Below are 23701 nucleotides of genomic sequence, written 5' to 3'. Positions count from 1 at the left end.
GCTTCGCGTCATTCCCTTACGGGCGCAGCAGCAGCCTGATGTCCTCACCGACCTGACGCTGGTCAACCACACGCAGGCGACGCTGCTGGTCCATGGCATCGATACCGAGACCGGCCAGCAGCGGACGACCGTTATCGCCCAGCAGCGTGGGCGCCTGATACAGCAGCAGTTCGTCCACCCAGCCGCCGCGCAGCAAGGCACCGGCCAGCGTCGCACCGGCTTCGGTATGCACCTCGTTGATGCCGCGTTCGGCCAGCAGTGCCAGCACCGCGCCCAGATCCAACCGCCCATCAACGCAGGGTACGCTGGCAAACTCTGCATCGGCCGCATCCGGTGCACTCACTGCAGCAGCGTGCAGATACAGCGTCGGTGCCCCGCCCTCGCGCACACGGCTGCATTCGAGCGAACGCAGGCGCGAATCCAGCACCACGCGCAGTGGTGGCATCACCTCGGTATCGGCCAGGCGCACGGTCAGCATCGGATCATCAGCCAGCACCGTGTCGGCGCCGGTGAGGATCGCACCCGCACGCGCGCGCCAGTGCTGCACGTCTTCGCGCGCGGTCGGCCCGGTGATCCACTTGGAGCTGCCATCAGCCATCGCGGTACGGCCATCGAGGCTGGCGGCCAGCTTCACCCGCAACCACGGTCGGTTGCGCTCCACGCGCGACAGGAAGCCCTTGTTGAGCTCACGCGCCTGCGCCGCCATCAGCCCTTCGGCGACCTCGATGCCGGCATTGCGCAGCAGATCGAAGCCACCACCATCGACCTTCGGGAACGGATCGCGCATCGCGGCAACGACGCGCGACACGCCCGCTTCGATCAGGGCCAGCGCACACGGCGGCGTACGACCGTAATGTGCGCAGGGTTCCAGCGTGACGTAGGCGGTGGCACCACGTGCCTCGCTGCCGGCCTCGCGCAGCGCGAACACTTCGGCGTGCGGTCCACCGGCGCGCTGGTGCCAGCCCTGCCCGACCACACGTTCGCCGTGGGCGATCACGCAGCCGACCATCGGGTTGGGGCGGGTGGTGTAGGCGGCACGCTCGGCCAGACGCAGTGCGTTGGCCATGTGCAGGTGGTCAAGGACGGAGAACGGGTTGGTCATGCGGCCATGGTAACGCCGCCGGTGTGGATGCACGCCATCAGTGCCAACCAACGGTTGGCACCCACCAAGGCAGAGGCGGTCAGCCCTTCTTCTTCTTGGTCAGGGCAATCACATCGCCCAGCAGCTGCAGCTGTTCGGTACTGGAGGGCAGATCGCGCTCCAGCTTCTCGATCTCCTCGCGGAAATCGGCCACGTCCTCGAAGCTGCGGTACACCGAGGCAAAGCGCACATAGCCGACATGATCCAGCTTGCGCAGTTCGTTCATGACGAACTCGCCGACCTTGATCGAGGGTACTTCGCGCTCGCCGCTGATGCGCAGCTGGTGGACCACCGCACGCACCGCCGCTTCGATCTTGTCTTCGGCCACGGCACGCTTCTGCAGCGCGCGGTCGAAGCCAGCGCGGACCTTGCGCTGGTCGAACGCCTCGCGGGTGCCATCGCTCTTGACGATGGCGGGCAGCTTCAGCTCCACCGTTTCCATGGTGCTGAAGCGCTCGCCGCAGGCTTCGCATTCACGCCGACGACGGATCGTCGCGCCGTCTTCGGAGACGCGCGAGTCGATGACCCGGGTATCGGCATGTTGGCAGAAGGGGCAATGCATGGGACGCCTGGCTCAGGGAGTACCTATTGCCACGGTCATGGCAGCGTCGCAAAGGTACCTGAGAAAGGGCGTAGCAGCAAATGCTGTCTGCGCGGAAGCGCCTGCGTTTCAGCCAATCAGAGCGTCCAACGAGGTCTGGACTACCCGCTCAACCGGGTGCGGGCGGCACCGAGGCCGCGCGAGCCCAACGCAACCGCGCCAGATGCCCCGCCATCACCAGCAGCGGCGGGCCGAACCCAAGGAAGGCCAGGGTCGAGATCTCCCCGCGCTTGAAGGTGAAGTACAGCGTGGCGCCAACCACGCCCAGCGCAGCCAGGGCCCCAAGCGCCAGACCCACCCAGGCGACAACCGGCGATTGGCGCAGGCCGGCAAGACCACGCCACAGGAAGAGTCCGCTCAGCCACAGCCAGGACAGCAGGCCAAGAATTCCGGCCGACGACCACAGCAGCAGTATCCTGTGCTCGTCGCCGGTCAGGTACTTGCCATCCCATACGACCATCAGCCCCAGCACGGCACCCGTGCCTCCGGCGGCTACGGTGGGCAGGCCCACCAGCAGGCCGGCGATCGCCATCCAGCGTTTGTGCAGACGCTCATCCATGCGTTCGGTTTCCTTCCCTGGGCCGCATCATGCGCGGCGTTTGATCCACACCAGCATCGCAGCCGGCACCAGCATCGACGGGCCCAGCAGCAACAAGCCGAGGCCTTCGCCGTGCACGGCGATGCCCCACCACAGCGCCAGCCCCAGCGGGGGCAAGGCGGCGAGACCGCCCGCCAGCAGCATCAACCACCAGAGGCGGTGGACGTGCAGCCCGGCACGCCCCTGCAACAGAAAACCCGCGCTGAGCCACAACCAGGCCAGGCAGCCGGCAATGCCGGCCAGGCCCCACAGCGGCATCACCGTTACCGAGGCCAGCGTGCCATGACCAAACTGGCCCAGCCCCATCAGCAGCAGCATCGTCGCCGCCGCGCCGCCCATCGCCAGGCTGGGCAGGCCGAACAGCACCGCCAGCGCGGCGTAGAGGTACTTGAGGTGGCGCTCATCCATGCGCGGTTACTCCCATACCGGTGTCGGAGCCCTTCCCGGCGGGAAGGGATCCGACCCCTGCTGCGATCAGCCGTAGACCGGGTACTTGCGGCACTGCGCGCTGACGGCGTCGCGCACGCGGGCGATGACGGCGTCATCGCTCGGCGCGTCGAGCACGTCGGCGATCCAGTTGGCCAGGTCCACGCAGTCCTGTTCGACGTAGCCACGGGTGGTCACCGCCGGGGTGCCCAGGCGCAGGCCCGAAGTGACGAACGGCGAACGCGGGTCGTTCGGCACCGAGTTCTTGTTGACGGTGATGTGGGCCTTGCCCAGCGCGGCTTCCGCGTCCTTGCCGGACACGTCCTTGCCGATCATGTCGACCAGCATCAGGTGGTTCTGGGTGCCGCCGGAGACGATCTTGTAGCCGCGCGCGATCAGCGTGTTGGCCATCGCCTGGGCGTTCTTCACCACCTGCTGCTGGTAGGCCTTGAAGCCCGGTTCCAGCGCTTCCTTGAAGGCCACGGCCTTGCCGGCGATGACGTGCATCAGCGGACCACCCTGGATGCCCGGGAATACGATCGACTGCAGCTTCTTGACCAGGTCTTCGCCGGCGCCCTTGGCGACGATGATGCCGCCGCGCGGGCCGCGCAGGGTCTTGTGGGTGGTGGAGGTGACCACGTGCGCGTGTTCCAGCGGGCTCGGGTAGACGCCAGCGGCGACCAGGCCGGCGACGTGGGCCATGTCCACGAACAGGTAGGCACCGACCTTGTCGGCGATGGCGCGGAAGCGCGCCCAGTCGATCACCTGCGAGTAGGCCGAGAAGCCAGCCACGACCATCTTCGGCTTGTGCTCCAGGGCCAGGCGCTCGACTTCGTCGTAGTCGATCAGGCCCTGATCGTTCACGCCGTACTGCACGGCGTTGAACAGCTTGCCCGAGGCGTTCACCTTGGCACCGTGGGTGAGGTGGCCGCCGTGGGCCAGGCTCATGCCGAGGATGGTGTCACCCGGCTGCAGCAGGGCGAAGTACACGGCCTGGTTGGCCTGCGAACCACTGTGCGGCTGCACGTTGGCGTAGTCGGCGCCGAACAGCTGCTTCAGGCGGTCGATCGCCAGCTGCTCGGCGATGTCCACGTATTCGCAACCACCGTAGTAGCGCTTGCCCGGGTAGCCTTCGGCGTACTTGTTGGTCAGCTGGCTGCCCTGGGCTTCCATCACCGCCGGGCTGGTGTAGTTCTCGCTGGCGATCAGCTCGACGTGGTCTTCCTGGCGCTGGGTTTCAGCGGCGATGGCCTTGGCCAGTTCGGGATCGTAGGATTCGATGCGGACGTCACGCGGGAACATCGGGTACTCCAGCAGGCAGGGAAAAGGGGTACGACTCAGCCCCCGATTGTAGCCCTGCACCGGGCCTGCCGGGGCCGAAACGGACGAGGCCGGCATCCCCGAAGGAATCCGGCCCCGTATGGTTTCGAGTGCGCTGTACCGGCGTACCGGTAGATCCACGCCATGCGTGGAGGTGGCTGCGGACTCAGCGGCTGCTGAGCACGTACTGGGCGATCACACCGGTGGCGATGGCCACCAGCAGCATGTTGCCGCGGTCATCGCGGATCCAGTGGTGGCCATACGGCGGGCGACGCAGGTGATAGCGCGGGTAGTCGTTCACCACATAGACCGGGCCACGGTAGTAGTCGCGGTAGCGATGGCCGACCTTCCAGCCGTAGCCCGGGCCATAGGCCGGGCGGTACACCACACGCGGCGGTGCCGGGCGGTAGTAGCGGTCATGGTCGCGGTGCCACTCGCGGCGATCCTGGCGGTAGTCGCGCCGGGCCTCGCGGCGGTCGCGCTCCCAGTCACGGCGATCCTGGCGCCACTCGCGGCGGTCCTCGCGCCACTCGCGGCGATCATGGTCGCGGCGGTGGTCGTTGTCGGCGAAGGCCGGGGCCACGGCGCCGAGCGCCAGCACAGAGGCCACGGCGCCGGCCATTACTCGATTGATGCGCATGTCAGACCTCTGCTCGGGTGGGTGGTGAGCCCATATTGCGCACCCGATCTGAACCGTTTCCGGCTGGAAACGCTTCCCGCTACAGGACTGTGACCGGGTATTCAGGCCGCGGCCAGCCCGGCGCCCCTGCCCGGGCGCGGCCCGGAACCGGTTCCGGCTATAATTGGCGGTATTCCATTTCAGTCTGTGCCCGCTGCCGCAACGGGATGTTCCCGTGACGGGTCGGGCGCAGGGCCGCGCCTACGGAGACCGCATGTCCTCGCAATACATCTACACCATGAACCGCGTGTCCAAGGTGGTCCCGCCCAAGCGGCAGATCATCAAGGACATCTCGCTGTCCTTCTTCCCGGGCGCGAAGATCGGCCTGCTGGGCCTGAACGGCGCCGGCAAGTCCACCGTGCTGAAGATCATGGCCGGCGTGGACACCGATTTCGAGGGCGAAGCCCGCCCGCAGCCGGGCATCAAGGTCGGCTACCTGGCGCAGGAACCGGAACTGGACCCGACCAAGACCGTGCGTGAAGCGGTCGAGGAAGGCGTGGGCGAAGTGCTGCAGGCCCAGGCCGCGCTGGACGCGGTGTACCTGGCCTACGCCGAGGAAGGCGCCGACTTCGACGCGCTGGCCAAGGAACAGGAGCGCCTGGAGGCGATCCTGGCCGCTGGCGACGCGCACACCCTGGAGAACCAGCTGGACGTGGCCGCCGATGCGCTGCGCCTGCCGCCGTGGGATGCCGTGGTCGGCAAGCTGTCCGGTGGTGAAAAGCGCCGCGTAGCACTGTGCCGCCTGCTGCTGCAGAAGCCGGACATGCTGCTGCTCGACGAACCGACCAACCACCTCGACGCCGAGTCGGTGGAATGGCTGGAACAGTTCCTGGCGCGCTACACCGGCACCGTGGTGGCGGTCACCCACGATCGCTACTTCCTGGATAACGCCGCCGAGTGGATCCTGGAACTGGACCGCGGCCGCGGCATTCCGTGGAAGGGCAACTACACCGACTGGCTGACCCAGAAGGATGAACGCCTGAAGCAGGAAGACAACCAGGAAAAGGCTCGCCAGAAGGCGATCCAGAAGGAACTGGAGTGGTCGCGCCAGAATGCCAAGGGCGGCCGCACCAAGGGCAAGGCCCGTCTGGCCCGCCTGGAAGAGCTGCAGTCGGTCGATTACCAGAAGCGCAACGAGACCAATGAAATCTTCATCCCGCCGGGCGAGCGCCTGGGCAATGCGGTGATGGAGTTCAAGAACGTCTCCAAGAAGTTCGGCGACCGCCTGCTGTTCGACAACCTGAGCTTCCTGGTGCCGGCCGGCGCCATCGTCGGCATCATCGGCCCGAACGGTGCCGGTAAGTCGACCCTGTTCAAGATGATCACCGGCCAGGAAAAGCCGGATACCGGCGAGATCGTGGTCGGCCCGACCGTGAAGCTGTCCTACGTGGACCAGAGCCGCGACGCGCTGGAAGGCAACCACAACGTCTTCCAGGAAATCGCTGGCGGCCTGGACATCCTCAACATCAACGGCATCGAGATCCAGTCGCGCGCCTACATCGGCCGCTTCAACTTCAAGGGCCAGGACCAGCAGAAGATGGTCGGTTCGCTGTCCGGTGGTGAGCGTGGCCGCCTGCACATGGCCAAGACCCTGCTGCAGGGTGGCAACGTGCTGCTGCTCGACGAACCGTCCAACGACCTGGACATCGAAACCCTGCGTGCGCTGGAAGATGCGCTGCTGGAGTTCCCGGGCAATACCTTCGTCATCTCGCATGATCGCTGGTTCCTGGATCGCATCGCGACCCACATCCTGGCGTTCGAAGGCGACTCGCACGTGGAGTTCTTCCAGGGCAACTACCGCGAGTACGAAGAAGACAAGCGCCGCCGCATGGGCGACGACGCTGCGCCGAAGCGCCTGCGCTTCAAGGCGCTGAAGTAAGGCATCAGGAAAGGCCGCGCTCGCGCGGCCTTTCTCCTTTTGGTAGGTCACCGCCGTTGGTGGTGACGCTGTGAAGCGTACCGACCAACGGTCGGTACCCACGTTCTGCATTCGGGTAGGTCACGACCGTTGGTCGTGACGCATTATTGTCGCGAGATTTCCCCATGTCCCTGTTCGAGCGCCTGTTCCAGCTGCAACAGCACGGCACCACCGTGCGCACCGAGCTGCTGGCCGGTGTCACCACCTTCCTGACGATGTCCTACATCGTCTTCGTCAATCCCGAGATCCTCGGCACCACCGGCATGGATGCGGGCGCGGTGTTCGTGGCCACCTGCCTGGCGGCTGCACTGGGTTCGGCGGTGATGGCGCTGGCCGCCAACTTCCCGGTCGGCATGGCGCCCGGCATGGGCCTGAACGCGTTCTTCGCCTTCACTGTGGTCGGCGCTGCCGGCCTGCCGTGGCAGCAGGCACTGGGAGCGGTGTTCATCTCCGGCCTGGTGTTCCTGGTGCTGTCGCTGACCGGTGTACGCGCATGGCTGGTATCGGGTATTCCATCATCGCTGCGCTCGGCCATCGTGGCCGGCATCGGCCTGTTCCTGGCGATCATCGCGCTGCAGAAGTCCGGCGTGATCGTCGGCAATGAAGACACGCTGGTGGCGCTGGGCCCGTTGAACACGGCGCCGCCGCTGCTGGCGCTGGCCGGCTTTCTGCTGATCGCGGTACTGGAAGCGCGCCGCATCCGTGGCGCGATCCTGATCGGCATCCTGGCCGTGACCGGCGCTGGTTGGGCATTGGGCGACGTGCAGTACCAGGGCCTGGTCTCGCTGCCGCCGAGCCTGGCGCCGACCTTCCTGCAGCTGGACCTGCCGGGCCTGCTGCACCATGACGGCGGCGCGCCGATCGCGGTGCTGCTGCAGGTGGTGCTGGTATTCGTGCTGGTGGAAGTGTTCGATGCCACCGGCACCCTGTACGGCGTGGTCGGTCGCGCCGGCCTGCTGAAACTTCCGGGCGCGCAGAAGCGCTTCGGCCGTGCGCTGCTGGCCGACAGCACGGCGATCGTGGCCGGCTCGATGCTCGGTACCAGCAGTACCACCGCGTTTGCCGAAAGCGCCTCGGGCGTGCAGGTAGGTGGCCGTACCGGCCTGACCGCACTGGTGGTATCGGCACTGTTCCTGGCCGCGCTGCTGTTCTCGCCGCTGGCGGCGATGGTGCCCAGCTATGCCACCGCACCGGCGTTGCTGTTCGTGGCTGGCCTGATGCTGCGCGAACTGGTGGAAGTGGACTGGAGCGACCTGACCGAATCGGTGCCGGCGGCACTGTGCGCGCTGGCGATGCCGTTCACCTACTCCATCGCCAATGGCCTGGCGTTCGGCTTCATCGCCTACGCCGCGCTGAAGGCCGGCACCGGCCGCTGGCGCGAAGTGCATCCGGCGGTGTGGCTGGTGGCGGTGCTGTTCACCCTGCGCTACGCGTTGGAATAAGCGGTAGGCGATGCCGGCCAGCGGCCGGCACTACCGGGTGGTGGTTCACCTGCCGCGCACGGTGCTCTGGGATGATGCAGGCATGGTTCCGCCTGTCCTTCCCGCTGATCCGTCTTCGCCGTTGCGCCGCCGGTTGCTGCGCGCGGCAGTGCTGGCACCGCTCGCCGGTACGCTCGCTACCCTGCCCGGCTGCTCGCCGCCGGTGCAGGTCGATGGCACCTTCCTGCAGCCGTGGCGCAGCCACCTGCAGTGGGACCTGGCCGACTGGCAACGATCCTTGAAGCTTGCACGTACGCTGGGCTGCCGGCAGCTGGTGCTGCAGTGGACCGGCATCGTCGGTGGCAGCGACGGCGACTGGTCGCTGCCGGACAGCAGCCTGCAGCAGCTGTTCACCGCCGCCAGCGGGAACGACATCCACATCCGCGTCGGCCTGCCCTTCCAGCAGCGCTGGTGGCAGGCCATCGGCGCCGACGATGCCACGCTGCAGGCCTTCCTGGCCGACAGCCTGGTGCAGGCACGCCGCTGGTTGGCACAGGCGCCCTGGGCGCAGCAGCCGGCCTTCGGGGGCTGGTACCTGCCCTACGAGCTGGAGCAGTATCACTGGGCCGATCCGGCCCGCCAGCTGTGGCTGGCGCAGTGGTTGCACGGCCTGGTGCAGGCCGCCGGCGCACGCGGCGGTGACTGTGCGATCTCCTGTTACTTCAGCCGCCTGCAGACCAATGGCAACCTGGTCACGCTGTGGCAGGCGGTACTCGCGCACGCGGCCGTGCGGCCCATGGTGCAGGACGGCGTGGGGGTGGCCGGCGCCGGCAACGTGCAGCAGCTGCAACCGCTGCTCGATCATCTCCATGCCAACGGCATCGGTTTCGATGCGATCGTTGAACTGTTCCGCGAACTGCCCGGCGGCCCCGCCGACGGCAGCGGATTCAAGGGCGAAACGGCCGATGCCGCACGCATCCAGCGGCAGTTGGCATGGGCACGCGACAGCGGCGCACAGCACGTGCTGGTCTATGCATTGGAGCCATGGCTGACCCAGGACACACCGCAGGCCGCAGCGCTGCGGCGACGCTGGGGCCTGCCTCAGTAGTAGAGGATGGCGGTGGCGAACAGGCCCTTGGCACGCTGCGTATCACCACCGCCGATGGCGATGCGGTACTGCACGGTCAGGTCCAGGTAGGAACGCGGCGTGTTGTAGTGGTCCTCGCGGAACCAGTAGCGCACGCCCACGCCTGGCCCTGCACCAAGTGACCAGCTGCGCTGCGTATCGTTGAGCGCGAACGACTGCGCCGGGAACGGCGGATAACGGATGTCGCGCACGCGCGAGCGCTGGTCCAGCCAATCGGCGCCAACCACGACATAGGGTGTGACCACCCAGTGCGTCTGCCCGGCACCGAAACGGAAGCTGCGCCCGGCGCGCAGTTCACCGGCAGCGAACCACTGTTCGCGATGCAGGCGCCCGTTGGCGTCGCCGATCCGCCGCACCGGCGTGCCGTTGGCGTCGAGCGCGTCGAGGGTGAAGGTGGCACCGTTGTCGTCCCAGGTATATCCCCCCTGCGCATAGCCACTGACCATCCACCACTGGTTCACATCGGTGCGCAGATCGGTGCCGTGGTAATAGCCGTAGGTCAGGTAGGACATCCATCCACCCGAACCGCTGGCCAAGCGGTAGCGGGCCAGCGTGCTGGCTTCCAGTGGCCGGTTCAGGGCCAGCTGCAGGCGGCACTGCACCACTGCCGATGCGGGGTAGACCTCGCCCTGGCGGGTGGCACTGCCGAGGAACTGGCGGCGCTCGATGCCGGCGCTCAAACCGGTCTGGCCAAAGGCGTAGCGCAGGCCGAACGAGGCGATGGTGGACGGCCAGCCGGTGGTCGAGCGCGAATGACTGAGGCGCTCGGCGCGTGCACGCGCATCCGGCGTTGATTCGCCGGTGCACGGATCCACCGCACGGATCGACTCGTAGGTGCCACCCTCGTCGTACAGCGTGTTGAGCAGGCGTGCGTAGAGCTCCAGCGTGCCATGCTGGTCATTGAACGCTGGTGGCCGCCAGAACGCCTCCAGCGTACTGAACACCGAATCACCCGGCGTGCTGATCGCTGCGCCGCCGACATTGGTCGCGGCCTGGCGCGCACCCCGGAAACCCGCCGAGGCGACCACGCCCCACTCGCGTGAATAGTTGGCGATGGCATTGCGCACGTTGTAGCGCTGATGCTCATCCAGCGGCAGCTCACCGACGTCGGCGCGGTCGATGGCGCTACGCAGCAGTGACACCGCCTGCGGATGATCGCCGTTGGCTGCGCTGGCGTAGGCCTGGTCGAGCACCACGCTTTTCGGTGCCTTGCCGGTGGCCTCGGCGGCACGGAAGTCGGCCAGTGCCTGCGCAGGTTCGTGCGCCTTCTGGTTGAGGTAGCCGCGCTGCATCAGCGCCTCCGCATCGTCAGGACGCTGTGCCAGTGCCGCATCCAGGCGCTGCCGTGCTTCGTCCTGCTGTGCGCGGTTGCCCGCTGCCAGCGTGGTGGTCAGCAGGGCTTGCAGGTTCGCGTCGTCCGGTGCGAGTTGCACGGCCTGCCGTGCCTCACCGATGGCATCGGTGTAATCCTGGCGCGCGTAGGCAGCATAGGCACGCTGTGCGGCACCGCCGTCGCCCTGCAGGTCGGCCGGCATCAACTCGCAGACATTGCCTGTGTCGCCCGACTGGCAGTGCTGGAACGGTGCCGGGTAGGTCTGCGCGCTCATACGCGGAAGCTCGCGACTGGAGCGGATCGCCCGGCTGCGTTGCTCGATGCCCTGCTGCAGAAGCTGCCGTGTCCGTGCATCGCCTTCAGCTGGCGGTACCGCCGCCTGCAACGGTGCCAGCAGTGCAGCAGCACGTACCCGATCACCTGCGGCCAGTGCCGCATCTACCGCCAGCAGTCGCACGTTGCGCTGCTGCGCGGTTGATCCCGGCGTGGCAAGCGCGGCGTCGAAATCTTCATTGGCCCGTAACGTGCTGCCCTGGCGCTGGCGCAGGTAACCGCGCATGACCCGTGCATTGAGGTCGTTGGCATCTACCTGCAATGCCTGATCAGCACTGTGCTCAGCGTCGGCCAGCTGATCGCCCTGCAGCTGCGCGGTGATCAGCAGCAGCCGGTATGAAGCCACGTCGGGGGCCAGTTCCACGGCAGCGTGTGCCTGCTCAATGGCGGCGGCATCCTCGCCTGCGGACAGCGATTGATAGGCCTGCTGGGCCTGCAGCAGGGCGCGTTGGCGACCCAGTGCCACGCGCCGCGTGCGCAGCGCCTCGGCATTCGGTGCACCCAGCTGCAGCGCGGTGCCGATGGCGGCGTCGGCCTGTTCGGGCTGTTGCTGTGCCTCCAGTGCTGCCACCCATAGCAGGGCCCATGCGCCCTGTTTCGGCTGCTTCCGGAACGCCTGCTCGGCCTTGCTGGCCGCCTCTCCCATCCGCCCGGCGTCATAGGCCGCGTACGCCTCGGTGGCCAGCGCGTAGGCCTGCTGCCTGCTGCGGTCTGCGGCGCTGCCGACCGGACGCGATGGGGATGTCGTGCGCGCACCTTCGCCTCCGGTTGCCGCGCTACGTGCAGCGGTGGCAGCCGCCAGCGCCGGCAAGGCCGGATCCTTCATCCCCGCGTCCAGCGCACGGCGCGCCTGCTGCTGCGCTTCTGCGCCACGACCGAGCTTCTGCAGCGCATAGATCTGCAGCAGGCGCAGCCGCACCACATCCGGGCGCAGCCGGATCGCTTCACTGGACTGCTGGTAGGCCGCGGGGTAATCGCCACGTTCATAGGCGGCAAACGCCTGCTCGGCGATGCGGTAGGCCGCACCGGACAATGGCAGCGGCGCATCGGCCTGTGCCAGTACCGGTGCGGTGGCTGTAGCCAGCGCGACAGCAATGACGGTGGACAGCAGCGTGGTCTTCATGCCGGCAAGGCTCCTGGAGGCGGCGACTGCAGCGTGGCCGCACGCCGGCGCTGTTCCTGCATGGCCTGGGCCACGGCCTCCTCGGTGGTGATGCCCTGCTTCACCAGGTAATCGCCGATACGGCCGTCGCGCTGCGGCATGTAGTCGTCCAGTGCGATCTCGAAGCGCGCGTGGTCGATCAGGCGCATCTCCACCAGCAGGTCGCCCAGCAATGGCACGTTGTCCAGGTGCCACTGCCGGTCGCCACCGATCAGGCGCAGGCCCGCGTTGATCTCGCTTTCACGGGCAATGCTCTGTTCAATGTGCTCGCTGCGGGTTTCCTGCTTCAGCAGTGCCAACGCCTCTTCGGGCAATGGGCTGGCCACGGCCAGCCGCAGGGTACCTTCCTGACGCGGCGGCAGCGGCAGCATCCGCCATTGCACGCAGGCATCGGCACTGACCGGGAACTGGCAGGCGCGCAGGTAGTCCACGTCGATGACCGCGCGTGGCAGGTCGCCCTGGAAGGCGATCGCCTCAGCCAGCGTTTCATCATCCAGCCAGCCCTGGGTGAGCAGGATGCGGCCCAACGGCTGCTGGCGGCCTGCCTGCTGCTGATCCAGCGCCTGCTGCAGGCGTTCGGGTTCCACCGCCTGCCAGGTGCTCAACAGCTCACCGAGCTGCTTGCGGGTCTGCACCAGCTGCGCCGCATCCGGGAAGTCGTGCATGGTCTTGTCCCAGACCATGCGCTTGCCGAACAGCAGGTAGGCCAGGAACACCTTCCACGCGCGTGCGGTGGCCATGAAATTGATCATGTTTCCGACCACCATGCGCGGGATCGACATCAGCGCATGCTCCCAGCCATACAGCCGGTTGACGAAGTAGAAGCGCTGCACGACGCGGGTGGCCAGCGCCGCCGTGGTCAGCAGCGCCACGTTCATCTGCCAGGTACCGGCCTGGAACACGCTGGGAAACTGCATCGTCCACAGCCCGGTCATCTTCAACAGCCAGAACAGCAGCAGCTGCAGGAAGATGACGTAGGCGATGATGCTGACGAACGAGGTGATGATGCCCTTGCGGTCGCGCGCCAGCAGGTACTTGGTGGCCAGCGAGCCGCGCCAGCCCAGCGACTCCCAGCTCTGCAGCCCGATGCCCAGCACCCAGCGTGCCTTCTGCCGGTACGATGCGCGGAAGTTGTCGGGGAAGTACTCGCGCACGCACAGCGCCATCTGCTGGGTGCGCTCGCGTACAGGGCCCCAGCCGAACCAGGACGGGCGACGCACGCGGAACTGCACCGGGAAGCGCGCGAAGATCGACTGCATCCCCATCGCCGCCAGCCGCGCACCGACGTCGTAGTCCTCGGTGAGGCTGTCGGTGTTGAAGGGCTGGTTGTCGGTCTGCGCGCTCAGTGCCAGCAGCGCGCGCCGCGAGAAGCAGGTGCCGACGCCCGCCGACGGCACCATGCCGGAAACACTTTCACGCACCACCAGATCCTTGGCATGCCATTCGGCGAACTCGTCCATGTAGACGCCGGCCACCAGTTCGTACCACTCGCGGTCCAGCGAGGTGACCGGCAACTGGATCATGTCCTTGCGCGGCAGCAGGTAGTTGTAGAAGCGCAGTTCCATCGGGTGCAGCACGTCCTCGCTGTCGTGCAGGATCACCCCGGCGAACTCGATGTCGTGGCGTTTCTCGTAATCGAAGATGGCCAGGATCAGCCAGTTCAGGCAGTCGGCCTTGCTGGTCGGCCCGTCATGCGGCACTTCCACGCGGCGCAGGCGCTTGTAGCGGCGGCGCATGCGCTCGACTTCGTCGATGGTCTGCTGATCATTGGGATAGGTGCCCACGAACACGACGTACTCGCGGTAGTCGAGCACGTTGATCATGTTCTCCACCATCTGCGCGATGACGTCGTACTCCATCCACGCCGGCACCATGATTGCCAGCGGCTGTTGCGGCCGCTGCAGCAGGTCTTCCTGGCTCAGTGGCCGGTACGCCTCGCGACGCTTGATGGTGAGCGCCCGCCAGCTCTCGCGCACCCAGTACCAGACATCGATGAACAGGTCATCGAGGCTGGAGATCAGGATCAGCACGGCCACCGCCGCCGCCGTGGTTTCCAGGGCAGCGTAGTAGTTGGCCAGCTGGATGTTCCAGAACAGACCGTCCACGGTGGATCAGTGCCCTGTGTTGGCGGACTTGCGGCGACGCACCTGGGTAACGCGGGCGGCCAGCAGCGCGAACACGATCACGCCGACCAGCAGCAGCAGCCAGACCATGTGCTGTTCCCACTTCGATTGCGGATTGCCGTCCTGCGCGATACGCGTGCCATAGGGATCCTGGCGGTCGAATTCGCGCACGGCATCACTGCCGTCGAGCACGGCGAGATCACCGCGCAGCAGCCGGAACGGTGCGCCGAATGACGGTGCCTGTGCGCCCAGGTCGCTGTACAGCACGCCGAGCTGGCCGCCGGAGGTGCCGACCTGCACCACCGCGGCACGATCCAACCCGCTGACATCCAGCAGCGGCTGCGGCTTCCCGCCGATCAGCAGATGACCGTCCTTCAGGCCGGCCACATCGACACCCGATGGCGCCACACCGAACGCCAGCCACGGTGCGCCCGGGCTGACCGCCGCACCGGCATCGACCACCTTCAGTTCCGACGCCTCCGGCGAGGCACCCACTGCACTGGCCACCGCAATCACCTTGCGCAGCGATGCCGGTGCATCCTGCAGCCACGTGGCCGGCACGAACACCTGGTTGCCGCGCGACAGCTGACTGCTGGCGCCGACGAAATCACTGCCCAGCGACCGCTTGGCCAGGGTCAGGTGGCTGCTGGGCAGGATCGAGACCGGATAGGCGGTGGCGGGATCGTGGCAATAAGGTCGTGCCGGCTGGCGCAGGAAGCTGACGCGGATCTCGTTGCGCGCCGACAGCGCGTAGGCCGGCACCTTGGCCACCAGCCGTTGCGGCTGGCCATTGGCCGACAGCACCTTGCCGCCCAGCAGGTAATCGTTGAAATGGATCGTGGCCACCGCGCCCTGCCCGGCGGCGTTGGGCGCCGCCGAGACATCGATCACCACTTCCTCGGGCAGGCGCCCATCGGTCGACAGCACGCCGAGGTCGAAGGTGGCACTGCGGTCCGCGCGGGTGACCACATCCATCGTACCGGCGATGTTGCCGAGCCGGCTCAGCAGCACCTGGTCTCCGTCCAGCTTCGGTGTTCCCGCCGCGCTGACCTGTAGGCTGCGGCCCAGCGCATAGCTGCGCCACTGTTCGGCGAACAACCCGGCGACCTTGCCCGCCGCCGCCGGGCCGACCACCAGCGTCGGACGGCCAGCAACGGCGACCACGCTGACCGATGCGTTGGCCGTGGGCTTTTCCAGGCCGCCCATATCGGTACCGCGCCACGCGGCGAAGGCAGCGCCCGCATCGGCACCCGTAGCCGCAACCTGTACGGCCAGCGCGTCCAGTGCCGCGCGTACGCCGGCCCGCAGCGCATCACTGCCGATCATCACGTCAGCGGCCAAGGGCCCGCTGTCACGCAGCGACAGCAGCGCGCCAACTTCAGCCAGATCCTTGATCACATGCGCACGCTCGCCCGTCGCCAGCGCAGCGTAGGCCGGCACGCCCTGCAGGCTGGCCGGGATGCTGATGCCGGTCAGGTCGACACTGTCACCGACCTTGGGTAGCGCCACCACCTGCACCTGCTTGCCACCGCCCTGCAACGCGGTACCGACGCGCCAGGCGGCATCGTAGGCCGGCGCCTGCAGCGCCTTGCCGTCCACCAGCAGGCGCACCTGCGGTGGCAGCGCGCCCCAGGCCTTGGCCACGGTGTCCACGGCCCGGCCATCGAAGCGGTAGCTGAAACGCGAGTCCGGCGACAGCCGCAACACGTTGGCCGGCGCGCTCTGGTCGGCACATTGGTAGTCGGAGACGATCGACCACCAGCCGACGCCGACCCGCACGAAGCCGTTCTGGCGAGGTTCGCCATCAATGGCCAGCAGCTGGCTGGCGTCGCCCTGCGCGTCGGTGATCGAGCGCGCGGCGATCGGATCGCCATCGACCGACCACAGGCCGGAAGTGCGCCCGGCGTGGCCGCGCACGTAGTGCCCGTCCAGCTGCAGCTGTGCATCGCGGGTAGCGACGCCGGCCGGCACCGGCAGGTAGACCTCGCGCTGGCTCTCCTGCCCGCTGAGCACCAGCGGTTGACGGAAACCGAGTTCGCGCAGGGTCATCTGCCGGCTGACCGTGCTGTCGCCGCTCCATTCGGCGAACTGGCCGGCGACGCTGTCGGCGGCATGGGCACTGGCAACCACGCCCGACAGGACGAACGCGGCGACGGATGCAAACAGGGGAGAGCGGCCGGTCTGGGTCATGGCATCACTTCGCGTGGATGGGAGTGGGCGGCACCGCCGCTGCGGAGGCCAGGCGAGAATTCGGGAAGGGGCGTGCCACGCAGGGCGGCGACGATGCGCGCGTTGGCACGGCCATCGCCGTAGGGGCTGGCATCGGGATCGAAGTGGGTCCGGTGCGGTGGTTGTGCCAGTGCCGCATTGACCGCTTCGACAATGCGCGAGGGCGTGGTGCCGACCAGCGTCACCACACCGGCCTCGACCGCCTCAGGGCGTTCGGTGACGTCGCGCATGACCAGCACGGGCTTGGCCAGCGCCGGCGCCTCTTCCTGCACGCCACCGGAGTCGGTGAGGATGACGTCGGCGCGTTGCATCAGGCGCACGAAGCGCAGGTAGTCCTGCGGCGGCACCAGGTGCACGTTGTCGAGATGGCCGAGGTGGGCGTTGACCGGGCCCTGCACGTTCGGGTTGAGGTGCACCGGGTACAGCACCTGCAGGTCCGGCCGCCGCGCCAGCTCGGCCAGCGCACGGCAGATGTCCTCGAAGCCCTGGCCGAAACTCTCGCGGCGATGGCCGGTGACCAGCAGCAGGCGACGATCGGGGTCAAGCATGTGGAAGGGTTCGTCAGCCCGCGCACGCAGCGCCGGGTCGGCATCCAGCCGCTCTACGGTCTGCTGCAGGGCATCGATGACGGTATTGCCGGTGACCAGGATCTGCCCGCCCAGGTGTTCACCGGCCAGGTTGGCGCGCGAGCTGGGCGTGGGCGCGTACAGCTGGTGGCCGACCACATCGATCACCCGCCGGTTCATTTCCTCCGGCCACGGCCGGTTGATGTCGCCGGTGCGCAGGCCGGCCTCGACGTGACCGATCGGAATGCGGTGGTGGAACGCGGCCAGTGCGGCGGTCATCGCCGTGGTGGTATCGCCGTGCACCAGTACCCGGTCCGGGCGAACCTGCGTGTAGAGCGCGTCAAGCCGTTCGAACAGCTTGGAACACAGGCCATTGAGCGTCTGGTTGGGCACCATGACATCGAGGTCATGGTCGGCGGTGATCGCGAACAGCGACATCACCTGGTCAAGCATCGCCCGGTGCTGGCCGGTGATGCAGACCACCGATTCGATGTCCGCAGCCTCCGCCAAGGCCCTTACCAGCGGCCCCATCTTGATCGCTTCCGGTCGCGTGCCGAACACCGACAGGACCTTCACCGCAGCGCTCCGTACAGCCGGTGCGGGGAAATGCCAGGAGCTGTAGCCACGTCTGGATCCTTTCGGCGTTCCCGTCCAATACCCGCAGGCAGGAGACGGTCACCTCATGAGGAGACTCCAAAATCGCGACGTACATCACATTCGAATGATGGTACGCGCGTCGTGGCATTGATCTTCATCGTTGGAAGATCAAGACGCAGTCAACGCCGCCCGTGGAACGGGCGACGTTGCGGTGGAACGCAGCAGTGGCGCGGCCTGCGGCCGCCTTACTCGTACTGGATGGTGAAGGTGGCCTGGCCGTTTGCGACACCTGCACCCACCGTGCCGGCCTGGGTCTGCACGTAACGCGCACGCAGCGGCAAGGTCATCGTGCTGGTGCCGGGCGTGGTGGTACCGACGTTGACGGTCTGGCCGAAACGCACTTCGCGCTCGGTGCTGCCATCACGCTGGACCATCTGGATGCCGATGCGGGTGGCACTGTTGGTGGCCGCGCTGAGCTTCAGCACGCCCGGCATGTTCGAGCTGTCCTGGTCGGCATCCAGGCGGATACCGATCTTGCTCTGGTAGGCAGCAACGTTGCTGCCCTGGCAGTTCAGGCGGATCTCGAAATCGCGATCGACAGCCTTGGAACCGACACCGGTGAACGTGGTGTTGGGCACGCTGCCGAAATCGACAGCAATGTTGCGGCTGCCGGCCTGCACTTCACAGGTCGGGCTGACCACGGTGGTGCCCGAGCCCCTGAAGGTCGAGGTCAGCACTGGCTTGCTGGCACCGTCACCATCAAAGTAATACGTGGTGAAGCGACCATTCGGTGCGATCACGCCCGAGCCGGTCTGTGCGGCAGTCTTGATCAACTGGATGCGGAAGCGACCCCCGATCAACGTAACACTGCTACCACCGCCGAAGCTCAGCTGATGGGGGTAGTAGACCTGGATCGATCCCGAATCACGGAACAGTTTGATGCCGACACCGGGGACATCGGTTTCATAGGTATTCGCAAAACCGGGCACCGGGCGCTTCTGCGCCGCGTTGACGTATTCACCGATCGAACGACCACCGCTCCAGTCACAGCTGGCAACCCGATCTCGCTGAGTGATCGACTCACTAATCTCCTTGATCACGCCGCCGACCGGCGTGCTGGGCAGAATCACGATCTGGCCCATGTCCATGGTGACGTCCTGTGCGGTGAACCAGCTTGAGCTGATACGGCACGCGGCGCTGGCCTGCTGCGCAAGCAACACGCCACCGAGCATGGCCATCGCGGCCAGCGCCTTGCGGCCACGGGAAGAAATCATCGGCATGCTGCCTCCAGCGGGATGAAGCCGGTCTTGGACGCATCGGCGCCTGCCGGAACCTGGTAATCGACGGTGCAGCGCTGGTCGGCGCCGGCGCCCCACTCCACCAGCAGGCTGCCCTGGTTCCTGTCACTGCGCACGTACAGGCGGCCGCCCTGGCTGACCATGCCCACCGGCTGGCCCTGCTCGTCCTTGACCTGCGCACCGAACGGCATGGTGCGGCCATCGGGGTTGCGCACCTGGATCAGCAGCGCGTTGCCCTTGCGGGTATCGAAGCGCAGGTAGCTGATGGCACCGGCGAACGGCGCGATCGACTGGCTGGTGCTTTCCAGCTCGACGTCGTGGGCCATGCCCTGCGGATCGAGGGTGACGGTATTGAGGCGGTACGGCGACACGTACGGGACCACCGCATAGCCACGGCCGTCGACGCGCAGGCCCGGGGCGTTGCTGACGATCGCATCGCGCGCGCCCGGCGCTTCCACCAGCACCATGGTGTCGCCACGCTGCGGGGTGAAGGTGAAGCCGCCCGGATGCACGACCACGCTGCCGTTGGCACCGACCGACGCCTGGCGGAAATCGCGCGAGTGGCTGTAGGTCGCGTTCAACGCGCTGTAGCGGCTGCGGTATTCCGCACTGCCCACCGCGGTGGTGCCACCTTCGCGGGAGTCGGACAGCGCCACACCGTAGCTGAAGTTGTTGTCGATGCCGGTCGAACCGGTGATGCCAACGCGGCTGTTGTCGTAGCCACCGCGCTCGCGCACGCCGAGGTCGGCGCTGAACGACACCGGGTGCGAACCACGACCCAGCGGCACGCTCATCGACAGCAGGTACTGGGTATCGGAACGGCCGAGCACGCCCTCTTCGGTGCGCAGCGCCGAGAAGCCGTAGTTCACCGAACGCCAGGCGTTGTTGTAGCCCACCTGATACTGCTTGGAGGTGCCGGGGCGGTCGTAGAAGTCACGCACCGAGCCGGTCACGTACAGCGCGCCGCCGCGACGGCCCAGCGGCTGGTTCAGCGTTACCTGGAACTGGCTGCGCTGACGGCCACGGGTGGTCGGATCGATGCCGCGCTTGTCCGAATCACGGCCGTACAGCGCATCCTGCAGGCTGTAGAAGCCTTCGGTCGAATAGCGGTAGGCGGCCAGGGTCAGGTTGGTCCCGGTCTCGCCGATCATGTTGCTGTAGCTCAAGCGCACGCTGGCACCGGTGTGGTTGCCGTAGTGGTCGAACGTCGTACGTGCGTGGGTGACGTCGGCGGCGAACGCGCCAACCGGCGTGGACAGGCCGACGCCGTACAGCAGCGACAGGTAGCCGTCGCTCAGTGCACTGCCGCCGTACAGCGTCAGCTGGTTGCCGATACCGCGCTGGTAGGTGCCCTGCACCAGCCACGGCTCATCGGCCAGCAGCTTGTTGCGCACCTGGCCGGCGGTCAGCGAGTAACGCGACACGCCTTCGCGCAGCATCTGCGGCACCGAACCGAACGGAACCTTGAATTCGCGGCGGCGGCCATCGGCCTCGATCACACTCACTTCCAGGTCGCCGCCGTAGCCGGTCGGGTACAGGTCGTCGATGACGAAGCTGCCCGGCGACACGGTGGAGGAGTAGATCAGCTGCTCGTTCTGGCGCACTTCGATGCGTGCGTTGGTCTCGGCGATGCCGCGCACGACCGGCGCGTAACCGCGCAGCGAATCGGGCAGCATGCGGTCGTCGCTGGCCAGGCTGGCACCGCGGTAACCGATCGAGTCGAACAGTTCACCGGTGGTGTAGGCCTCACCGATGGTGAGCATGCCGCGCACCTGCGGGATGCCGCGCTGCGCATAGGTGGCGATGCTCTGCCAATGGCGGCCATCGCCCTCGGACCAGGTCAGGTTCGAATCGTGGCGGAACTGCCAGCCACCCAGGTTCATGCCGGCGTTGAGGCCGAGGTAGGCACTGCGGTTGCGCTGGCCACCTTCGACACGGCTGTCGCTGTCGATGGCATTGAAGCTGTAGCCGACGAAGCCGGCATTGATGCCGCGGTCCCACAGCGCCGGGTTGACGTAGCCGCGTGCCTCACGACGCAGGAACACCTGCGGGATGCTCAGGTCGTAGCGCAGGTTGCCGCTGTCATAGACACCATAGGCATTGGCCATGCGCTGCTGGACCGGCACGCAGCTGGTCTTGTCGGTCGGCACGGACGGATCCTGCTGCAGCAGCACGGCTTCGCTGTCCACGCCCATTTCTTCCAGCATCGGCAGCGGCAGGCAGGCGTCGACACGGCCCTGCGCATCGGCCTTGAACTGCAGATCGCGACGGCCCTGCCAGGCACCGTTGACGTAGACGTCGACACGGTAGTTGCCGGCCACCATCGGGTTGCCGTTGCTGAAGGCCGCCAGATCGACCTGCTTGGCCTGGCCAGACAGGAAGCTGGAGTTGAACTGGGCCGATTCCGGTGCACGCGCATTGGCCGCACCACTCTGCGCCATCAGCGCCTGTTCGCCGAGATTGGCCGGGGCAGCCAGCGCCCATCCTGGGCAGGCCACGCCAGCAACCAACAGGCAAAGCGCCTGATGGATCGACAATGTCAATCTGTTTCCGATCACACTGACATTCCTTCAATTCGCCGCACAGCGGCGGTGGCGGGATGCGCAGGCCCAAGGCCGGCGCGGCGCGTTCAGCCCCCGGTGCTGCCGAGGCGGATGGTGTGTTCCACCCGGCCGCCGTAGTCGTTGATGGTGATGAAGCGGACCTGGTCGGTGCCCGCCGGTGCGGCGAACTCCAGGCTCTGCTTCGGCGCGACCATCGCGCCCTTGTCCTCGACGGCCTTTTCACTGCTGCCGGTCACGGCATGTACTTCGGCCAGAGTGACGTGGAAGGGGCTCGGGTTTTCCACCCGCAGACGGTCGCCCGTGCGGGTCCAGCGCAGCGCTGCGGGCGCGTCGTTGGCGACGCCCTTCAGGCCCTGCGGCCGGTAGAAAAGCTTCAGGCGCGAACGGAACGCGACCTGCAGGTAATTCTGTTCGCCGCTGTCGGCGTTGTCCGGGGACGGCGGAACATCCAGCACGTTGAGCCAGAACACCGACTCGCGGTCGGTCGGCAGCTGCGCGCCGGAGAAGATCAGTCGCAGCGCCTGGCTGCGGCCCGGTTCGACGCGCGCGATCGGCGGCGTCAGCACGAACGGGGCATCGCTGGTATCGGCAGTCTGGTTGGCGTCGCCGCTGTCGATCCAGGCCTGCACCAGCGCCGGCGAATCGCCCACGTTGTCGACCTGCACGGTGACTTCGCGCGCCTGCGCCGGATAGATCACTCGCGTGCCATTGACCACCACGCCGGCCAGAGCGTTCTGGCAGAAGGGCAGCGTGAACGCTGCCAGCAGCAGCGCCCGGGGAAAGAATGCTTTCATCGGAAGTACTACGCTCGAGGTATGTGGCCAGGGGCCGCGATGCACTGGCCGGCGCGTACGCCGGCCAGTGCGGGTACGACTACGATCAGTTGTAGATGATCGTGTACTTGACGCTGCTGGTGACGTCGCCCGGGGTGGCGGCGGCAGTGGCGTAGTACTCAGCGTAGTAGTTCAGATCGGCCGAGCCGTCGGTGCCGACGGTGACCCACTGCGAGTTGGTCTGGGCCTGGCCAGCGCCTGCAGCCTTGATCGGCAGGACCTGGTTGTTCGAGCCCAGCAGCTGCAGCTGCACGTTGGTGGCAGCGTTGGCCGAAGCCTGGTTCAGCAGGCGGCCGGTGTTGAAGTCAACGGTCGAACCCGGCTCGAAGTAGGTCGCGACGTTGCCGGCGCTGCACTTGGTCAGGTTGATGGCGAACGGGGTGCGACCGGCAACGTTACCGGCGGCGGCCAGGGTGTTCTTGGACACGGTCGGCAGGTTGACGGAGAAGTCCTTGCCGCCCGGGGTCGAGATGGTGCAGGTCTTGTCGGTCACCTTGCCGTTGAAGGTGATGGTGCCGTCGGCGGCGTTGGCGGCCAGCGGAGCGGCGGCCAGCATCAGAGCGGCGATGATATTGATCTTGTGCATTCGCTTTTACCTAACCCTACTGAAGAGATGAGAAGTAGAGGAGGAAGCAAGGAGCACTGCCGGGCTATCAAGACCCATCCTTGCGTCTCACCTGTGGCCGGACTCGGACATACCTTCCCCTGAATCCGTGACGCAAGTATAGGCACAACTGTGATGAAAGTCTCATTATTTTTCTGAACGCCAATTCATTGACGCCTCAAATGTGACGTGGTAGGCGGAATGAGAGCCCGGCGGGCGTGGAGGATTTGACGGCAAGGCGATCAGGTCACAAACGACCCTGCATGACGCTTCCCGTGGCGCGTTCGGCATGCGCGAAAACAGGCTTTTTTCAGGTGGAAATCGCCTTATTTGATGCGCATCACTCTTTCTTGGTGATGGCCCTAGCAGATTCGGATTTGTCCTATTAAAGACGGATCGAACCTGTCGCTAACTAGGACACACCGAACCAGAGAACGTGTCATGAGGAACTCCATTCTGCTGTGTGTGGCCCTGATGTCCGTCAGTGCGCTGGCCCAGGCCAGCAGCGGCAGCATCCGTTTCAGCGGCCGTATCGCCGAGCCGGGCTGCACGACGAACCTGTCCCAGGGTGAGCTGAGCCTGGCCGCCTGCCCGCCCTCGGCCAAGGGCTCGACGGTGGCCGTGAAGGCGCTGGCCGATGGCCAGGCCGCGACGCTGCGCGACGGCAAGCGCCAGGGCCAGAAGCTGTCGGTGTCGGCCAGCGCGATGCGCGCCGGCGATATCGCCTTCTCCGAGCGTTACAGCGTGCAGGCTTCGAAGCAGCAGCCGCTGCAGGGCGCCTACCTGGTGGTGGTCGACTACCTGTAAG

The 23701-nt window shown here is 66.8% G+C and carries 18 protein-coding genes; 4 read left to right on the top strand and 14 right to left on the bottom strand.

What is annotated here, in order from left to right; genetic code table 11:
* Positions 1-16 precede the first annotated feature (16 nt).
* The 6 genes from ribD to ACZK3W_RS02875 all read right to left on the bottom strand — a co-directional run bounded on the left by ribD (position 17) and on the right by ACZK3W_RS02875 (position 4726).
* Positions 17-1102: a bifunctional diaminohydroxyphosphoribosylaminopyrimidine deaminase/5-amino-6-(5-phosphoribosylamino)uracil reductase RibD gene (ribD, locus tag ACZK3W_RS02900; protein WP_478450427.1), complete on the bottom strand. Its 1086-nt coding sequence runs from the start codon at positions 1100-1102 to the stop codon at positions 17-19.
* A 79-nt stretch (positions 1103-1181) separates the two neighbouring features.
* Complete coding sequence (gene nrdR / locus ACZK3W_RS02895) at positions 1182-1703, bottom strand: transcriptional regulator NrdR (protein WP_004143350.1); 522 nt, start codon at positions 1701-1703, stop codon at positions 1182-1184.
* A 148-nt stretch (positions 1704-1851) separates the two neighbouring features.
* Entirely contained in the window at positions 1852-2301 is a 450-nt protein-coding gene (locus tag ACZK3W_RS02890; RefSeq protein ID WP_478450426.1) for a hypothetical protein, read from the bottom strand.
* Between the two features lie 27 nt (positions 2302-2328).
* Entirely contained in the window at positions 2329-2748 is a 420-nt protein-coding gene (locus ACZK3W_RS02885) for a hypothetical protein (RefSeq protein WP_478450425.1), read from the bottom strand.
* A gap of 66 nt (positions 2749-2814) precedes the next feature.
* On the bottom strand, positions 2815-4068 hold the full coding sequence (glyA, locus tag ACZK3W_RS02880) for a serine hydroxymethyltransferase (protein ID WP_004143345.1): 1254 nt from the start codon (positions 4066-4068) through the stop codon (positions 2815-2817).
* A 184-nt stretch (positions 4069-4252) separates the two neighbouring features.
* Positions 4253-4726 carry an RcnB family protein gene (locus ACZK3W_RS02875; RefSeq protein ID WP_049424990.1) on the bottom strand — a complete coding sequence of 158 codons (474 nt, stop codon included), beginning with the start codon at positions 4724-4726 and terminating at the stop codon, positions 4253-4255.
* Positions 4727-4979: 253 nt separating this feature from the next.
* Here ACZK3W_RS02875 and ettA point away from each other — a divergent pair, with 253 nt between their 5' ends.
* From ettA to ACZK3W_RS02860, 3 genes are all read left to right on the top strand, one after another.
* Positions 4980-6644 carry an energy-dependent translational throttle protein EttA gene (gene ettA, locus ACZK3W_RS02870; RefSeq protein ID WP_005412220.1) on the top strand — a complete coding sequence of 555 codons (1665 nt, stop codon included), beginning with the start codon at positions 4980-4982 and terminating at the stop codon, positions 6642-6644.
* A gap of 164 nt (positions 6645-6808) precedes the next feature.
* Positions 6809-8125 carry an NCS2 family permease gene (locus ACZK3W_RS02865; RefSeq protein ID WP_005408048.1) on the top strand — a complete coding sequence of 439 codons (1317 nt, stop codon included), beginning with the start codon at positions 6809-6811 and terminating at the stop codon, positions 8123-8125.
* Between the two features lie 82 nt (positions 8126-8207).
* The gene (locus tag ACZK3W_RS02860; RefSeq protein WP_478450424.1) at positions 8208-9212 is read left to right on the top strand and encodes a DUF4434 domain-containing protein; all 1005 of its coding nucleotides are present in this window, start codon (positions 8208-8210) and stop codon (positions 9210-9212) included.
* Here ACZK3W_RS02860 and ACZK3W_RS02855 read toward each other — a convergent pair.
* From ACZK3W_RS02855 to ACZK3W_RS02820, 8 genes are all read right to left on the bottom strand, one after another.
* Entirely contained in the window at positions 9206-12040 is a 2835-nt protein-coding gene (locus tag ACZK3W_RS02855) for an NfrA family protein (protein WP_478450423.1), read from the bottom strand. The genes ACZK3W_RS02860 and ACZK3W_RS02855 overlap by 7 nt on opposite strands.
* Positions 12037-14184 carry a glycosyl transferase family protein gene (locus ACZK3W_RS02850; protein WP_478450422.1) on the bottom strand — a complete coding sequence of 716 codons (2148 nt, stop codon included), beginning with the start codon at positions 14182-14184 and terminating at the stop codon, positions 12037-12039. Before ACZK3W_RS02850 ends, ACZK3W_RS02855 begins: the two co-directional genes overlap by 4 nt.
* A 6-nt stretch (positions 14185-14190) precedes the next feature.
* Positions 14191-16392, bottom strand: a complete 2202-nt coding sequence (locus tag ACZK3W_RS02845) for a hypothetical protein (protein ID WP_478450421.1) — start codon at positions 16390-16392, stop codon at positions 14191-14193.
* Entirely contained in the window at positions 16389-17573 is a 1185-nt protein-coding gene (gene wecB, locus ACZK3W_RS02840; RefSeq protein WP_478450420.1) for a non-hydrolyzing UDP-N-acetylglucosamine 2-epimerase, read from the bottom strand. Before wecB ends, ACZK3W_RS02845 begins: the two co-directional genes overlap by 4 nt.
* Positions 17574-17839: 266 nt before the next feature.
* Positions 17840-18874 carry a fimbrial protein gene (locus ACZK3W_RS02835; protein WP_478057668.1) on the bottom strand — a complete coding sequence of 345 codons (1035 nt, stop codon included), beginning with the start codon at positions 18872-18874 and terminating at the stop codon, positions 17840-17842.
* On the bottom strand, positions 18865-21429 hold the full coding sequence (locus ACZK3W_RS02830) for a fimbria/pilus outer membrane usher protein (RefSeq protein WP_050509790.1): 2565 nt from the start codon (positions 21427-21429) through the stop codon (positions 18865-18867). Before ACZK3W_RS02830 ends, ACZK3W_RS02835 begins: the two co-directional genes overlap by 10 nt.
* A 92-nt stretch (positions 21430-21521) precedes the next feature.
* Positions 21522-22250 carry a fimbrial biogenesis chaperone gene (locus tag ACZK3W_RS02825; RefSeq protein ID WP_032128056.1) on the bottom strand — a complete coding sequence of 243 codons (729 nt, stop codon included), beginning with the start codon at positions 22248-22250 and terminating at the stop codon, positions 21522-21524.
* Between the two features lie 85 nt (positions 22251-22335).
* Entirely contained in the window at positions 22336-22875 is a 540-nt protein-coding gene (locus ACZK3W_RS02820; protein ID WP_032128057.1) for a fimbrial protein, read from the bottom strand.
* Between the two features lie 459 nt (positions 22876-23334).
* Between ACZK3W_RS02820 and ACZK3W_RS02815 the strand changes: the two genes are divergently transcribed.
* Positions 23335-23700 carry a hypothetical protein gene (locus tag ACZK3W_RS02815; RefSeq protein ID WP_478450419.1) on the top strand — a complete coding sequence of 122 codons (366 nt, stop codon included), beginning with the start codon at positions 23335-23337 and terminating at the stop codon, positions 23698-23700.
* The last annotated feature ends 1 nt before the right edge of the window (position 23701 follow it).

It is taken from the genome of Stenotrophomonas sp. 80084_Sma (genome assembly GCF_056481995.1).
This window is presented reverse-complemented; position numbering and strand designations above follow the sequence as displayed.

Excerpts from the sequence above, each read along its gene's own strand:
- ribD (WP_478450427.1), bottom strand. The coding sequence starts at position 1,102 with ATGACCAACCCGTTCTCCGTCCTTGACCACCTGCACATGGCCAACGCA.
- nrdR (WP_004143350.1), bottom strand. The coding sequence starts at position 1,703 with ATGCATTGCCCCTTCTGCCAACATGCCGATACCCGGGTCATCGACTCG.
- ACZK3W_RS02890 (WP_478450426.1), bottom strand. The coding sequence starts at position 2,301 with ATGGATGAGCGTCTGCACAAACGCTGGATGGCGATCGCCGGCCTGCTG.
- ACZK3W_RS02885 (WP_478450425.1), bottom strand. The coding sequence starts at position 2,748 with ATGGATGAGCGCCACCTCAAGTACCTCTACGCCGCGCTGGCGGTGCTG.
- glyA (WP_004143345.1), bottom strand. The coding sequence starts at position 4,068 with ATGTTCCCGCGTGACGTCCGCATCGAATCCTACGATCCCGAACTGGCC.
- ACZK3W_RS02875 (WP_049424990.1), bottom strand. The coding sequence starts at position 4,726 with ATGCGCATCAATCGAGTAATGGCCGGCGCCGTGGCCTCTGTGCTGGCG.
- ettA (WP_005412220.1), top strand. The coding sequence starts at position 4,980 with ATGTCCTCGCAATACATCTACACCATGAACCGCGTGTCCAAGGTGGTC.
- ACZK3W_RS02865 (WP_005408048.1), top strand. The coding sequence starts at position 6,809 with ATGTCCCTGTTCGAGCGCCTGTTCCAGCTGCAACAGCACGGCACCACC.
- ACZK3W_RS02860 (WP_478450424.1), top strand. The coding sequence starts at position 8,208 with ATGGTTCCGCCTGTCCTTCCCGCTGATCCGTCTTCGCCGTTGCGCCGC.
- ACZK3W_RS02855 (WP_478450423.1), bottom strand. The coding sequence starts at position 12,040 with ATGAAGACCACGCTGCTGTCCACCGTCATTGCTGTCGCGCTGGCTACA.
- ACZK3W_RS02845 (WP_478450421.1), bottom strand. The coding sequence starts at position 16,392 with ATGACCCAGACCGGCCGCTCTCCCCTGTTTGCATCCGTCGCCGCGTTC.
- ACZK3W_RS02835 (WP_478057668.1), bottom strand. The coding sequence starts at position 18,874 with ATGCCGATGATTTCTTCCCGTGGCCGCAAGGCGCTGGCCGCGATGGCC.
- ACZK3W_RS02825 (WP_032128056.1), bottom strand. The coding sequence starts at position 22,250 with ATGAAAGCATTCTTTCCCCGGGCGCTGCTGCTGGCAGCGTTCACGCTG.
- ACZK3W_RS02820 (WP_032128057.1), bottom strand. The coding sequence starts at position 22,875 with ATGCACAAGATCAATATCATCGCCGCTCTGATGCTGGCCGCCGCTCCG.
- ACZK3W_RS02815 (WP_478450419.1), top strand. The coding sequence starts at position 23,335 with ATGAGGAACTCCATTCTGCTGTGTGTGGCCCTGATGTCCGTCAGTGCG.